The sequence below is a fragment of the Sorangium sp. So ce119 genome, assembly GCF_051524405.1.
Taxonomy (GTDB): domain Bacteria; phylum Myxococcota_A; class Polyangia; order Polyangiales; family Polyangiaceae; genus Sorangium; species Sorangium cellulosum_G.
The window spans coordinates 6,992,331-7,006,742 of record NZ_CP150310.1 but is presented as its reverse complement, the minus strand read 5'-3'; the positions used below and the strand labels follow the sequence as shown (position 1 = coordinate 7,006,742).

Genomic DNA, 14,412 nt, shown 5'->3' with positions numbered 1-14,412 from the left:
GCGGCGCTCGCAGCGCCCCGCGCCCGCGCGCTCCTCACGCGCGGCGCCTCGTCACGCGCGGCGCCGCGCGGGCGCCTCGTCGCCGCCGAGGCCCGCTGTCGCGCTCGGCGTCGCGAACACCCCCCGCACGTCGTCGGCCGGCGCCCACAGCCCGGCGCACATCAGCGCGCCCCCCGTGATCTCGGGCGGCGACGTCGGGCGCGCCTGCACCTCGTCCGCGTGCACGCACACGTTGACGTGCACGCGCGCGTCCGCCCCGTCGCGGCGGGCCAGCGCCTCGTGCAGCGCCGTCGCGAACTCGAGCGCCGCGCGCCGCTCGCCGTGCTGCTCGGCCGCGTCCGCCGGCAGCAGGCGCACCCCGAGCACCTCGTTGCCGGTGGTCGAGGCCAGGATGAACCCCGCGCTCGAGAGCTGCGACTCGGCCATGTCGAGCACCTGCCCGATGTCGGCCGCGAGCCCCTCGTCGAGGTCGTCGGAGCCGCGCGTCCGGACCTCCATGTACACCGCCACCGCCGGCATCGTCGGGTCGGGCCCGCTCTGCACGCCCGACGCGGGCTCGCCGATCGCCTCCCGGAGCGCGCGCACCAGCTCTTCCACCGAGCTGAATCGCCGCTCCCGCCGCTTCTCCATGCAGCGGAGCACCACCGCGTCGAGCTCGAGAGGGAGCGGGACCCGCAAGCTCGGGGGCATCGGCGGCTCCTCGAGGTGCTTGCGAACCATCTCGTCCATATCGTGTGTATGGAATGGTAGTCTCCCCACCAGCATGCGGTGGAGAAGCACGCCGAGCGCATAAACATCCACCCGAGCATCGATGGGGCCGCCCAGGATCTGTTCCGGCGCCATGATCGATGGCGTCCCGGGCATTCTGCCGGCGGTCGTCAGCCAGGTCTGGCCCTCCTCGGGCCCCATCAGCTTTGCGATACCGAAGTCGAGCAGCTTCACGGTGCGCGGCTTGCCGGAGCAGATGAAGATGTTGCTCGCCTTGACGTCGCGGTGGATGATCCCCGCGGCGTGCGCGGCCCCGAGCGCCGCGCAGATGGGCTCGAACAGCTCCAGCGCTTCCCGGGGCGCGAGCCGCGTCTCGGCCCTGATCAGCGCGTCGAGCGTCTGCCCCTCGAGGCGCTCCATCGCGTAGAAGGGCTGGTGGTTGTCCATCTCACCCACTTCGTAGATTTCTACGATGTTGGGGTGGGAGATGAGCTGCAAGGCCTCGATCTCGCGAGCGAATCGCTCGACCACCCGGCGAGAGTGGGCTACCGCCTCGCTCAGCACCTTCACCGCGGCGGGCCTGCCGGATCGGGCGTGCCTCGCTCCATAGACGACGCCGCAACCGCCGCGGGCGATGAATCCCTCGAGGAGGTAATCGCCGGCGACGGTGCCCGGCGGGAGCTCGCCGCGGGCGCTGGCCCTCTCGACATCGGAAAACGGCCTCGTCTCGTCTTCTTTCGTCATCTCCCCTCACCGCGCGGCGCGTCAAGGGCTGCCGCGCGCGCCGCTGTCTCGCTCTCGTGCGATCTTTGGTGAACCGGTATATGCAGGAGCGTTTCCAAATGGTAACTTAAACTTGGCCGCTACTCGACACTGAAACGCTGGGACCGTCGCCGAAAGGGGGAACCAAGATGTTCCTTTGCTGTACGCGGACTGTTGCGCTGCTCGCAATACCTCTGGTTACTACCGCCTGCATCGGGGCCGAGCTCGACGAACAACCGGACGAATCGATAGAGGAGGCCGAGGGGGCAATGGTCATCGGGAATAGCCTGATTGCCAACAGGCTGGCATTGAACGCGCTCACGCAGACCGCCCTCACCCCGCTCACGCTCAGCCAGACCGCGCTGACCCCGGGCTCCCTCAGCCCGAGCTCGCGCGCGGCCATCCAGAATCCGGGAGCAGACGGCACCCTGTCAAGGGAGCTCCTGCGGTACGTCGTGAGCTGCGCGCTCAGGCCGGACCAGTCGTTCTCGTTCTCGTGGACCGACAGCAGCGGGGTCACGCGCGCGGAGACCTACGCCGGCAACCTCGGGATCGCGGACTGGTGGGTCTACGGTCCGCTGACCGATTCCTACTTCCAGCGCTGGATCTCGGCGTGCCTCGCCTCGCGGACGAACTGGTACGGCGTCTCGGTGAACGTCTCCCTGCGCGGCACCCAGAACCCGCTGGCCTCGCCAGCAGGGGAGCGCTCGACCTACACGGTGAGAGAGGGCGCGTTCTGGGGCAACGTGTTCAGCTCGACGCCCTATCTGCGCTCCTGTCACGCGCCCGAGGGCATCACCCGCGCGCGGAACCTGAAGCGAGATTGTGCGGCAGGTCACCTCGCTACCGATCCGGCGACCGGGGGGACGGTCACGCAGGCGTGTGGTCCTATCGCGCTCACGGGCTCGTGCGATACGATCTGCAACCGCGAGCCCGATGCTCTCGGCGGCTTTTACTCCCGATGTCTCGACAATCCCGCGACCTCGTCCACGGCGTACACGGAAGTGGTGATCACGTCGTTCTTGCCCCCGTAGGGTCGGGGATGCGCGTCGAGGCGCCTCGAGGCGACGAGCCGGGCGGCGCGCCGGTCGAGGGCAGGCGCTGCCTGTCGTGCGGGCGGAGGAACCAGGGCTCGTGTCCCGAGTGCCCGGCGCACCATCGGCCGCTGCCGTATGACGCGACGGTGCTCGACATCACCGAGGTCGTCCAGGTCGCGCTGCCCCGCTTCGCCGGCTACCGGACCCTCAGGATCCTCGGGCAGGGCGGCTTCGGCACCGTCTTCGAGGCCGAGCCCGAGGGCGGCGGGGCGCCGGTGGCCATCAAGCTCGCGCGCGCCGATCGCCGCGGGGCAGGGCCGCGCCTGCGCCGCGAGATCGACGCGCTCCTGGCCGTGGGCGCCCCCTGCGTGCCGGCCGTGCTCGCGTGGGGCGCGCTGGACGACGGCTCGCCGTACGCGGTGCTGACGCGCGTCGCGGCGCCGACGCTCGCCGCGCGCCTCGCCGCCCGCCCGGCGCCGCGCGTCGACGAGGCCGCGCGGCTCGGCCTCGCGACGCTCGGGGCCCTCGATGTCGTCCACGGGCGCGGGTACGTGCACTGCGACCTCAAGCCCGAGAACATCTTCGTCGACGGGGCAGGGGAGGCGACCCTCATCGACCTCGGCATCGCCCGGGTCGTGGGGCGGCGAGGCGCCGCCGAGGACGAGGATCTCGCCCTCGGGACGGCGGAGTACATGGCGCCGGAGCAGTCCGCCGGGCGCGCGGACCTCGACGCGCGCGCCGACATCTACGCGATGGGCGTCATCCTCTACGAGCTCTTCGCCGGCCGGCCGCCGTTCTGGGGGCCGCGCGCGGCGGTGCTCGAGGACCACAGGAGCCGCAGGCCCCCGCGCCTGTCCTCGCGCGCGGCCGTGCCGAGGGCGATCGAGGAGGTGGTGCACCGCTGCCTGGCCAAGGACCGGAGCGAGCGGTTCGCCAGCGCGACCGAGCTCCGCGCCGCGCTGGAGCTCGCGCTCGCGGACGAGACGGCGGCGAGCGAGCGCGGCCGGCCGCGGGCGGCAGGCGGCGCCACGCGCCGCGCGGCGGGGCTGCTGTTCTTCGAGGGCGCGGCGGATCGCGCGGTCGTGCAGCGCCGGGTCCGGGCGCTCGGCGGCGAGCTCGCGCACGCCTCCGGCTCGCGCTACGCGGCGGTCTTCGGCCACGAGGGCGCCGCGAGCCCCGCGCGCCACGCGCAGCGCGCGGCCGACGAGCTCCTGCGGGAAGGGCTGTGCGAGCGGGTCCTGATCGATCTCGCGCCCGTCTCGGTCCAGGTCCGGCCGGGCGGCGCGACGCGCTTCCTGAGCCCGCTCTTCTCGCGCGCCGAGCGGTGGCCCGCGGCGTCCGGGCCGCCGGGGCCGTTCCTCACGCCCGCGGCCGCGGCGGCGCTCCCCGAGGCCCACGCCGCGGCGGAGGACGAGGTCGCGTGCGCGCCGACGCTCGGCTCCGTCGGCGCGGTGCGCGAGACGACGGATCCCGGCGCGTTCATCGGCCGCCGCGAGATCCTCGAGCAGCTCCTCCGCGCCGCCGAGGCGGCGGTCCGCCTCAAGCGGCCCACGGTCGTGTCCGTGCTCGGCGAGCCCGGGTACGGGAAGAGCCGCCTCTTCGCCGAGCTCGGCAAGAAGGTCCGGGAGCTCTTTCCCCAGGCCAAGGTGATCGATCTCCGCGCGCAGGAGCCCACGAGCGGCGCCGAGGACGCGACGCTCCAGGAGCTCGTGCGCGAGGCGCTCAACGTCCCCGACGCGCCCCCGCAGGGCGCCGCCCGCGCGGTGATCGAGGAGCGGCTCGGCCCTGCGCTCGGGGAGGAGCTCGGCGCGGGGCTGGCGATGGCGCTCGGGTGGGTGGACGAGCGGACGGGCAGCGACGTCTTCCCCGAGATCGAGGCGCTCAAGGCCGCGCCGGGCGCGCTCCGCTCGGCGCGCATCCGGGCGGCCGGCGAGTGCCTGCGCCAGCGCGCGGCGTCCGCGCCGGTGCTCGTCCTCCTCGACGACGCGCAGTTCGCGCACGACGCGACGCTCGCGACGCTCGAGTACGCGGCGCTCGCGGACGGGGCCGCGCCGCTGTGGATCTGCGCGATGGGGCGCCCGGCCTTCGCCGAGGTGCACCCCTCCTGGGGCGAGCGGGCGGCGCGGCGCGAGGTCGTCCGGCTCGGCGCCCTGGATGCGGAGAGCGCGCGGGCGCTGTGCCGCCGGCTGCTCCTGCCGGCGCGGGACGTGCCGGAGCAGGCGATCGATCGCCTGCTCGAGCGCTCGCAGCAGGTGCCGCTGCTCCTCGTGGAGCTCGTGCACGGGCTCAAGCGGGAGGGGATCCTGCGCCGGCACCCGCGGGGCAACGCGTGGTACCTGGCGACCGACGAGCTCGATCGCCTGCCCACGCTGCCGCTGCTCGATCCGCTCGCGCAGGGGGAGATCGCGGCGCTCGGGCCGGCGCTCGGCGCGCACGCGCGGCTCGTCGCGCTGCTCGGCGCCGAGGTGTTGCTCGACGAGATCGCGGGCGTGCTCGACCACCTGGACCGGCGCGGCGAGGGCGCCGCCTACCCCCTCGACGCGCGGGTCGGGACCGAGCGCCTGGTCAGGGCGGGGGTGCTTGTCGCCGATCGGAAGGGCCGGCTCGGCTTCCGGCACGCGCTGATGCGGGAGGCGATCGCGCACGGCGTCGCCGAGGCGGAGCGGCGGAGCATCCACGTCGCGGCCTACGAGCACCACCGGCAGGCGGCCCACGAGAGCCGGGAGCAGCGGTGGTTCAAGATCTCGTACCACGCCGCCGAGGCGGGGCTCGCGGCGGTCGCGGAGGAGGCCTACCTGGAGCTCGCCGAGCGGGCGAGGGCGCGCCACGTCTATGTCGAGGCGGAGCTCCACTACAGCCGCGCGCTCGCGCAGCCGGTCGAGGGGCGCGGCGCGCGGCGGAGGGCGGCGTACCGGGGCCGGGGGCTGATGCGCTACCGGCTCGGCCGCTACCACGACGCGCTCGGCGATCTCGAGCGCGCGCGGGCGATGGCGGTCGAGGAGGGCGACAGGATCGAGCAGATCGAGCTCCTGCTCGACGAGGCCACGGCGCTCGACTGGATGAGCGACTACGGGCGGTCGAAGGAGCGGGTGGAGCAGGCGAGGGAGCTCGCGCAGGGCGAGCTGCCGCCGGCGCTCACGGCGCGCCTGTCGATGGGGGTGGGGCGCTCGCTCATCCACGAGGGCCGCGAGGACGCGGCGGCGCCGCCGCTCGAGGACGCGGCGGCGCAGGCCGAGGCGGTCGGCGACGACGGCTACGAGACGCTGGTGATCTCGCTGCTGCTCCTCGGCTTCGTCTACCCAGGGCTGGGCAAGCTGGACCAGGCAGGGGCGGTCCTGGAGCGGGCGATCCGGATGTGCGAGGCGCGCGGCGATCGCCTGCACCTCGGGTCCGCGATCAACAGCCGTGCGCTCCTGCGCGCGTGCCTCGGGGACCACGAGGGCATGATCCTGGACACGTGCCGCCTGCTCGCCATCTCACGCGAGCTGGGCCTGGGGACGATGGAGCTCGTGGGGGAGTTCAACCTCGGCGAACATTTCTACCTGATGGGCAACGTGGACATCGCGATGTCCCATGTGGAGCGGGCCGTGGCGCTCGAGCGGCAGCAGCGGGGGGACGAGGCGCGGCCGGTGGTGCAGCTCCTCCTCGCGCGGGTGCTCCTCTACCGGGGCGAGGAGACCAGGGCGCGGGAGATCATCGAGGCGATCCGGGGCCAGCAGGAGAGGGCCGCCGCGGAGGGGCGCGGGGGCATGGAGATGGCCCCCTCGGAAGAGGTGCAGTGGTCGATGATCGACCTGTCGACGCGGGAGGCGGGCGACGAGGCGTGGGACGAGCTCGAGGAGCGGTCGGCGCGCTTCTCGGTGGGGCAGGAGCAGATCGAGGTCATCGAGGCGCGGGCGCGGGCGTGCGCGCGGCGCGGCCGCGACGCCGAGGCGCGCGCGGCGCTCGATCGGGCGATCGAGGCCGCGGGGAGGATCCCCAACGTGATGCGGGAGCGGCTCGAGCGGCAGCGAGGGAGCCAGCCCGGATGAGCCTCTTGCGCTGATCCCGCCGGGGCGCTGCCACAGGCCCGCCGCGCCGAGGCCCGATGGCCTGCGTGCGGAACCATGGCCGAAGCGTCCGGCCATGGGGCGCATCGAGCGGGTCGAGGCAGGGGACGATCCCCTCGGGCTTGACACGATTGTCGCGCGCCGTGCTACGGTCCCCCCCGAAGCCACCCGACGCTGCGATGGCGGCCCGGCCCGCGCCGGTCCGTAGCGCGTCCCTGGTGGCCTGCGCGACCCGAGACCACCGGGACGACCTCCGTGGTCGCCGAGGCTCGGTGAAACATGGCTGGGACGAAGAGCGCGTCCACGACGCTGCCCCTGCTCACGTTCGTTCTTCGCAACTACAAGAATTTCAACGCCCGCGCGACGCGCGACGCGCTCCTCGCCTACTGGGAGCACATCGAGCGCGGGGGCAAGATGTTCTGGGCCGTGGCCGGGGCGATGTCGTCGGCCCAGCTCGGCATCACGCTGGCACCGGCCATCCGCGCCGGCCTGATCCACGGCATGTCGGTGACCGGCGCGAACCTGGAGGAGTCGCTGTTCCGCCTCGTCGCGCATGACGCTTACCACGACTTCCCCGACTACCGTTACTTCACCAAGCAGGACGACACGCGGATCCTCGAGAACCGGATGCGGCGCGTGACCGACACGAGCATCCCCGAGGACGAGGCTTTCCGCGCGGTGGAGAAGCACATCGTCCCCATGTGGGAGCGGGCGACGGCGCGCGGCGAGCGCCGCTTCTGGCACGAGTACTTCTACGAGCTGATCCGGGCGGTCGAGCCCGCGCTCCACCGCGGGCCGCCCGAGGAGTGCTGGTTGCTCGCCGCCGCGGAGGCCGGGCTGCCGCTGGTGGTCCCGGGCCACGAGGACTCGACCTTCGGCAACATCTTCGCGTCCTACGTGAGGCGGGGCGAGTGCAGCGCGAGCGTCGTGAAGTCGGGTATCGAGTACATGGCCGATCTGTACGATCAATACCGCGCGCTCAGCGCAGGCGCGGGCGTCGGGTTCTTCCAGATCGGCGGGGGCATCGCGGGGGACTTCCCCATCTGCGTGGTGCCGTCGCTCAAATACGATCTCGACGAGCCGGCCCGGCCCTGGGCCTACTTCTGCCAGATCTCCGACTCGACGACGTCCTACGGCTCGTACTCCGGCGCCACGCCGAACGAGAAGATCACCTGGGACAAGCTGACCGCGGACACGCCCATGTTCGTGATCGAGTCGGACGCCACCATCGTGGCGCCGCTCCTGCTCGGAGCGCTGCTCGAGTGCAAGAGCCACCCGGCCGAGGCGCGGGCCATCATCGAGGCCCACGGCGCGTGAGCGTCGGCGGCTCTCCTTACCCCTGAAGCGAGGTTGCAAGACGATGAGCAAGAAGAAGGTCCTGATCACGGGCGGCGCGGGCTTCCTCGGGATCAATCTGGTGCGGCACCTGCTCGAGCGCGGCTATGAGGTCACGTCGCTCGATCTCCTGGACTTCGATTACCCCGAGCGGTCGCGCATCCGCGAGGTGCGCGGGGATATCCGCGACGCGGCGGTCGTCGACGAGGCGGTGAAGGGGCAGGACTTCGTCGTGCACACGGCGGCCGCGCTGCCCCTGTACACGCCGGAGGAGATCTACACGACCGACGTGATCGGCACGCGCGTGGTCATGAGCGCCGCGCGCCGCCACGGCGTCGAGCGCGCCGTGCACATCTCCTCCACGGCCGTGTACGGCATCCCCGACCACCACCCGCTCAGCGAGGACGACCGGCTCGACGGCGTGGGCCCGTACGGGCAGGCCAAGATCCAGGCCGAGCTCGTGTGCCTGGAAGAGCGCGGCCGGGGGCTCGTGGTGCCCATCATCCGGCCCAAGTCCTTCATCGGCCCGGAGCGGCTCGGGGTCTTCGCGCTGCTCTACGACTGGGCGCTCGACGGCAAGGGCTTCCCCATGATCGGCGACGGCAAGAACCGCTACCAGCTCCTCGACGTGGCCGATCTCTGCGAGGCCATCTACCTGTGCATGACGAAGGACGCGGCGGTCGCCAACGACACCTTCAATATCGGCGCGAAGGACTTCACCACCATGGGAGAGGACTACCAGGCGGTGCTCGACGCGGTGGGCAAGGGCAAGAAGATCGTGCCCTTCCCCGCGGCGCCGGCGGTGCTTGGCCTGCGCGCGCTGGAGGCGATGGGCCTGTCGCCGCTCTACAAGTGGGTCTACGAGACGGCATCGAAGGACTCGTTCGTGTCGATCGAGAAGGCCGAGCGGCAGCTCGGGTTCACGCCGAGGTATTCGAACAAGGACGCGCTGGTGCGCAACCTCGAGTGGTACCGGGCGCACCGGAGCGAGTTCGAGAGCCGCTCCGGCGTGACCCATCGCGTGCCCTGGAAGCAGGGCGCGATCGGCCTGTTGAAGGCGTTCTTCTGAGCCAGTTGAGGTCGTCGGCGGTGAGAGGTGATGACATGGATCAGGAGCGAGGGTTGCGGTCGCGCATCAAGCGCGCAGGAGCGAACGTCGCGAGCCGGCTGGGCTGGGGTTCGCCGGGTGGTGGCGGCAGGACACCGGCGCCCGCGGCGCCGCTCGGTGACGAGGAGGAGGCGCTCGACGGCTGGGGCTTCAAGGACACGCGCTTCGTCGTGAAGCCGGACGGCCACGTGACGCTCACGGGACGTCGCTACAACCTCAGCGGGCTCGATCTTCCGAAGTTGCTGCCGTGGCTGTCGGGCATCCTTCAGGCGCCGCTCGCCTACGACAACCGCAACGTGCCCCGCTATCCGCCCGCGGTTCCCGCCGCGCGGCGCGACGAGGCGCTGCTCGAGGCGCTCCGCGGCTTCCTCCGCGACGATCAGGTGAGCGACGAGCCGCTGGTCCGGCTGCGGCGTGGCCACGGCCACACCGGGGCCGAGATCTGGGCGATTCGCTACGGTCGGCTGCCGCGCGTCCCCGATCTCGTCGTTTTCCCCGAGGCGCACGCCGAGGTGGAGCGCCTCGTCGAGGTGGCGCACGAGCGCGGGGCCTGCCTCGTCCCCTTCGGCGGCGGTACCAACGTCACCGACGCCCTGCGCTTGCCCGTCGACGAAGCGCGCGTCGTCGTCGTGCTGGACATGCGCCGTATGAACAAGCTGCGCTGGGTGGACCCGGTGAACCGCACGGCGTGCATCGAGGCGGGCGCCACCGGCCGGCACATCGCCGCCGAGCTGGCCAGGCACGGGCTGACGCTCGGACACGAGCCCGACAGCGCGGAGTTCTCGACGCTCGGCGGGTGGATCGCCACGAACGCCAGCGGGATGAAGAAGAACCGCTACGGCAATGTCGAGGACATCGTGCTCGATGTCACGGCAGTGACGGCCCGAGGCGTGATTGAACGTCCCGCCGTGGGCCCGCGCGAGAGCGTCGGAGTCAACCCGAAGACCATCCTGTTCGGGAGCGAGGGGAACCTCGGCATCATCACCAGCGCGGTGGTCAAGGTCTGGCCCCTGCCCGAGGTGCAGCGCTACGCGAGCGTGATCTTCCCGGACCTCGAGCGCGGCTTCCAGTTCCTCTACGACCTGCAACAGAGCGGCGCCGTTCCTGCGAGCGTGCGCGTGATGGACAACACCCAGTTCCATTTCGGACAGGCGCTGAAGCCGGCCTCGAAGGGCCTCGCCGCGCGGCTCAAGAGCCAGGCCGAGGCGCTCGTGGTGACGCGGATCAAGGGCTTCGATCCGCACAAGATGTGCGTGGCGACGGTGGTCTTCGAGGGCACGGCCGCGGAGGTCGCCTTTCAGGAGCGAACGCTCCGGGCCATCGCGGCGCGCCATGGCGGCCTCCAGGGAGGCGCCGCCAACGGGGAGCGTGGCTACCAGCTCACCTTCGGCATCGCGTACATCCGCGATCTGGCGTTCGAGCACTGGGCCATCGCGGAGAGCTTCGAGACGAGCGTGCCATGGTCGCGGGCGCTGGAGCTCTACGAGCGGGTCAAGCGCCGCGTGGAGCTCGAGCACGAGCGCCGCCGGCTACCCGGACGGCCCTTCTTCACCGGTCGGATCACGCAGGTCTATTCGACGGGCGTCGCGATGTACTTCTATCTAGGTTTCTACGCGAAGGGCGTCGCCGACCCCGTTGCGGAGTATGCCGCCCTCGAGCACGCGGCGCGCGAGGAGATCCTCGCCTCGGGCGGCACGCTCTCACACCACCACGGTGTGGGGAAGATCCGGCAGGACTTCCTCGGCGAGGTGTACTCCGAGGGCGCGCGGACGGTCATCCGCGAGGTCAAGCGCGCGCTGGATCCGGACAACCTCTTCGGCGCCTCGAACCACGGCGTGCGCGGCGCAGTCGCGCTGGCCGGCGAGACAGAGCAGGCGCCGTGACGGTGCCGCGCGGTGACCAGCGCGACATCGTGTCGCAGGGCCGTGGAGGCCGATAGCGGTAGTCTGTCTCGCCATGAGCCAGCGAGAGCACCGCGGCGCCGCGGATGCCCCGGTCCGTGCCCCTCACCGCGCGCGCGACGTGAGCTCGCCGCTGCGTGTCCGATCGCCGCGGAGCTCGCGCGGGCGCCGCGCGGCGGCGCTGGTCGTCGCCGTCGCGGGCGTGGCCCTCAGCGGTAGGGCCGAGCCCGCGACGACCAGCACGGCCGCGGCCGAGCTCGCCGACTCGACCGCGGCGCCCGGCGAGAGGGCGCTCGAAGGGCGTCTGCTCGCGCCTTGTTGCTGGGATCAGACACTCGACATCCACGAATCGCCGGTGGCGCAGGAGCTTCGTCGCGAGATCCGAGGGCGTCTCCGCCGGGGCGAGGCCGTCGACAGAGTCGAGCAGGACCTCATCGCGCGTTATGGGGAGCGTATCCGTGCGGCGCCTTCGTCCGGCGTCCTCGGCCAGGTTGCCCTGGGCTTGATGCTCGGCATCGCGGCGTCGTTCCTCGGGATCTTCGCCCTGCTGCGCTCGTGGAGGCGCAGCGCCGCGCAGTCAGCTCCGTCCAATATGGCGATCGCGGCGCCTGTACGTGACGAGTATGACGAGCGCCTCGACGACGAACTCCGGGGGCGCGACGCGTGAGCACGCCCTCGCTGGGCACCCTTGGCGCGGTTGTCGCGCGCTGGGCATCGATGGTCGATGGCCACGTCGCCTGTGAATGCGACCCTGACAGCCACCTGTCTGAGCTGCCTCAGGTGCGTCTACACTGGCTTTTTATTGGCGCTCCTGGGGCACATCTCGCACGGATGCCGCCGGCATCCTTTGGAGGGCGGCCGCGAGGTGCGACAAATTGATGCATCCCAGGAGAGCCGATCGTCGAGTAGGCTACGCTCCGCTCCGGCGCGGTGGTGACGACGCTGCGGCCTCGTAGCTTGAAAGGTTGTCCGATGGTGGGTTCAATGGCTCGCGTCACGTTCCTGGGCGTGACCTGTCTCGCGGCGCTGAGCGGGTGCGGCGGGGGGGACGATGACGTCGCCTCGAAGACGTTCGCGCTGAGCTTCGCCGCCAAGGTAGGCGACAAGCCGTTTTCCTGCACGACCACGTTCGACGGAGTCGGCACGACCCGATCGGCGGTGAAGCCGCTCGATTTCCGTATGTACGTCTATGATGTCCGGCTCGTGCGCGACGACGGGTCCGAGGAGCCGCTCTCGCTCGAGCAGGACGGCAGTTGGCAGCGCGACAAGGTCGCGTTCCTCGACTTCGAGGACGGCACGGGCACATGCGAGACCGGCAGCCCGGAGACGAGGACCGAGATCGTGGGCACCGCCCCGGCCGGCGATTACGCCGGTGTCAGGTTCATCCTGGGGTTGCCCCCGGAGATGAACCACCTGGACGCGGCGACAGCCCCGGCACCCCTGAACATTCCCGGTATGTGGTGGTCGTGGAAGGGCGGCTACAAGTTCGTCCGCCTCGACCTCCTCTCGACGATGAACCCGACGTACTTCTTTCACCTCGGAAGTACGACGTGCGAGGGCACCGTCAGCGACGGCTTCTCGTGCGCCGCCGACAACGTCGCCGACGTACGTCTCGACGGCGTCGACCCGGAGTCGAGCACCATCGTGTTCGATATCGCCAGTTTCTATGCCGAGTCCGACCTGGACCACCAGGTCGACGGCATGACGGATCGCACCTCCGGCTGCATGTCGTTCGAGGGCGATCCCGAGTGCCCGCCCGTCTTCAAGGCGCTCGGGATGGGCTTCGACGGCGCGAGCCCATCCGCTCCGCAAACCGCGTTCCGGGTGGAGTGAGATGTACCTTCATCGGCCAGCGGCCAGCCTCATCGCGCCGCTCTTGATCTGTGCGCTTGCCGGCTGCGGCGCCTCCGACGAGGACATGGACGAGCCGAGCGACGCGGAGGTCCTTCCGGGCGACCCTGGGTTCCAGCGCGATCCGGCGCTCAACGTGGACAACATCAGCGCTGCTGCGGAGAAGCGCAGCCACAACATGGGGCAGAACTGCATGGGCTGCCATCAGCCCCATGGGCCTGGCAAGGGGCTCTTCACCGCTGCCGGGACGGTGTACGCGCCGTCGGGCACGCCGGTCGCAGGCGGAACGGTCGAGCTCCGCACCGCCGCGCAAGGCGAAGGAGATCTCGTGCTCTCGGTTGCCATCGACGGGAACGGGAACTTCTTCACGACCGAGCCGCTGCCCTTCCCGGACCAGGCGCTGTTCTTCTTCCTGCGCGCACCGGCCGGAGGGGGGACCAACACCATGCCTTTTCCAAGCATCTCAGGAGCTTGTAACCTGTGTCACAACGAGCAACGCCGCATTCTGCTGGAGTGACCCGCGCAAGCACGTCGGCGGCGCTCCTCGCGCTCGCGGTGGCGTCCTGTGGGGGCGAGGTGGAAGCGATCCCGCCTGTCGACAGCTATGAGCTCGCCCTGCCCGTCGGCTTCCCGAAGCCGTGGGTGCCGCCCGACAACCCGATGACCGAGGCGAAGGTCGCGCTCGGGCGCGCCCTGTTCTTCGACAAGCGCCTCTCGGGCAACGGGACCATGGCGTGCGCCTCGTGTCACGAGCCCGACAGGGGGCTTGCCGACGGCAAGGTGACCCCGACCGGCTCGACGGGGGACGCGATTCCGCGCAACGCGATGGGGCTGGCCAACGTCGCCTATTTCCCGCTGCTCACGTGGGGCAACCCCACGCTGGCGTCGCTCGAGGAGCAGGCGCTCGTCCCGATGTTCGGCGAGAGTCCGGTCGAGCTCGGGATCACCGGAGCCGAGGACGTCGTCCTCGGCCGGCTCCGCGGCGACGATGCGTACAAGGCCGCGTTCGCCGCCTCGTTCCCCGGCGAGAGCGAGCCGATCACGCTCGACACCGTCGTGAAGGCGATCGCGACGTTCGAGAGGACGCTCATCTCCGGGCGCTCCGCGTACGATCGTGCAACGTACGGCGGAGAGGCGGGCGCGATGTCCGAGGCCGCGTTGCGCGGCATGGACCTCTTCTTCTCCGAGCGGCTCGAGTGCTATCACTGCCACAGCGGGATCAACTTCACGACCGCCTTCCGGAGCGCCGAAACGAGGCAGGCGGAGATGGATTTTCACAACACCGGCCTCTACGACCTCGGCCCGGACGGGGGTTATCCGCCCGGCGGAGAGGGGCTGTTCGAGTTCACCGGCGACCCGGCGGACAAGGGGAAATTCCGCGTTCCCTCGCTGCGCAACGTCGAGCTGACGGCGCCCTACATGCACGACGGGAGCGTGGCCACCCTGGAGGAGGTCGTCGACCACTACGCCGCAGGAGGCAGGACGATCGACGACGGGCCGTTCGCAGGCGTGGGCAGCAAGAACCCGAACAAGAGCTCGCTCATCAGGAGTTTCACCATCACGCCGGAGGAGAAGGCGGATGTCGTGGCCTTCATGAAGAGCTTGACCGATCCGGAGTTCGCGGCCGTCGTGGATGGCGCGCAGGCGCCGTAGCCCCCGGC

The 14,412-nt window shown here is 71.2% G+C and carries 10 protein-coding genes; 9 read left to right on the top strand and 1 reads right to left on the bottom strand.

Going from position 1 to position 14,412, the window contains the following annotated elements:
* Positions 1-51 precede the first annotated feature (51 nt).
* The gene (locus WME76_RS26320) at positions 52-1,452 is read right to left on the bottom strand and encodes a serine/threonine-protein kinase (RefSeq protein WP_437955032.1); all 1,401 of its coding nucleotides are present in this window, start codon (positions 1,450-1,452) and stop codon (positions 52-54) included.
* 287 nt (positions 1,453-1,739) lie between these two features.
* Between WME76_RS26320 and WME76_RS26315 the strand changes: the two genes are divergently transcribed.
* The 9 genes from WME76_RS26315 (at position 1,740) to WME76_RS26275 (ending at position 14,404) form a co-directional block, all read left to right on the top strand.
* Positions 1,740-2,504: a hypothetical protein gene (locus WME76_RS26315; protein ID WP_437955031.1), complete on the top strand. Its 765-nt coding sequence runs from the start codon at positions 1,740-1,742 to the stop codon at positions 2,502-2,504.
* A gap of 8 nt (positions 2,505-2,512) precedes the next feature.
* Positions 2,513-6,538, top strand: coding sequence for a serine/threonine-protein kinase (locus WME76_RS26310; RefSeq protein ID WP_437955030.1), 4,026 nt, complete (start codon positions 2,513-2,515; stop codon positions 6,536-6,538).
* A 297-nt stretch (positions 6,539-6,835) separates the two neighbouring features.
* Positions 6,836-7,873: a deoxyhypusine synthase family protein gene (locus WME76_RS26305; RefSeq protein ID WP_437955029.1), complete on the top strand. Its 1,038-nt coding sequence runs from the start codon at positions 6,836-6,838 to the stop codon at positions 7,871-7,873.
* Positions 7,874-7,916: 43 nt separating this feature from the next.
* Positions 7,917-8,960: an NAD-dependent epimerase/dehydratase family protein gene (locus tag WME76_RS26300; protein ID WP_437955028.1), complete on the top strand. Its 1,044-nt coding sequence runs from the start codon at positions 7,917-7,919 to the stop codon at positions 8,958-8,960.
* Positions 8,961-8,995: 35 nt separating this feature from the next.
* Positions 8,996-10,882, top strand: a complete 1,887-nt coding sequence (locus tag WME76_RS26295; protein WP_437955027.1) for an FAD-binding oxidoreductase — start codon at positions 8,996-8,998, stop codon at positions 10,880-10,882.
* A 73-nt stretch (positions 10,883-10,955) separates the two neighbouring features.
* Positions 10,956-11,567 (top strand): cytochrome c-type biogenesis protein CcmH, encoded by a 612-nt coding sequence (locus tag WME76_RS26290; protein ID WP_437955026.1) that lies wholly within the window; start codon positions 10,956-10,958, stop codon positions 11,565-11,567.
* Positions 11,568-11,884: 317 nt separating this feature from the next.
* Positions 11,885-12,733: an MbnP family copper-binding protein gene (locus tag WME76_RS26285; RefSeq protein WP_437955025.1), complete on the top strand. Its 849-nt coding sequence runs from the start codon at positions 11,885-11,887 to the stop codon at positions 12,731-12,733.
* Between the two features lie 43 nt (positions 12,734-12,776).
* Positions 12,777-13,268: a carboxypeptidase-like regulatory domain-containing protein gene (locus WME76_RS26280; protein ID WP_437955024.1), complete on the top strand. Its 492-nt coding sequence runs from the start codon at positions 12,777-12,779 to the stop codon at positions 13,266-13,268.
* A complete protein-coding gene (locus tag WME76_RS26275) occupies positions 13,265-14,404 on the top strand; it encodes an MbnH family di-heme enzyme (RefSeq protein ID WP_437955023.1) in 1,140 nt (379 codons plus the stop codon). The genes WME76_RS26280 and WME76_RS26275 overlap by 4 nt, the downstream gene beginning before the upstream one ends.
* The last annotated feature ends 8 nt before the right edge of the window (positions 14,405-14,412 follow it).

Coding starts and splice junctions, on each gene's coding strand:
- WME76_RS26295 (WP_437955027.1), top strand. CDS start 8,996: ATGGATCAGGAGCGAGGGTTGCGGTCGCGCATCAAGCGCGCAGGAGCG.
- WME76_RS26310 (WP_437955030.1), top strand. CDS start 2,513: ATGCGCGTCGAGGCGCCTCGAGGCGACGAGCCGGGCGGCGCGCCGGTC.
- WME76_RS26290 (WP_437955026.1), top strand. CDS start 10,956: ATGAGCCAGCGAGAGCACCGCGGCGCCGCGGATGCCCCGGTCCGTGCC.
- WME76_RS26300 (WP_437955028.1), top strand. CDS start 7,917: ATGAGCAAGAAGAAGGTCCTGATCACGGGCGGCGCGGGCTTCCTCGGG.
- WME76_RS26285 (WP_437955025.1), top strand. CDS start 11,885: ATGGCTCGCGTCACGTTCCTGGGCGTGACCTGTCTCGCGGCGCTGAGC.
- WME76_RS26315 (WP_437955031.1), top strand. CDS start 1,740: ATGGTCATCGGGAATAGCCTGATTGCCAACAGGCTGGCATTGAACGCG.
- WME76_RS26320 (WP_437955032.1), bottom strand. CDS start 1,452: ATGACGAAAGAAGACGAGACGAGGCCGTTTTCCGATGTCGAGAGGGCC.
- WME76_RS26305 (WP_437955029.1), top strand. CDS start 6,836: ATGGCTGGGACGAAGAGCGCGTCCACGACGCTGCCCCTGCTCACGTTC.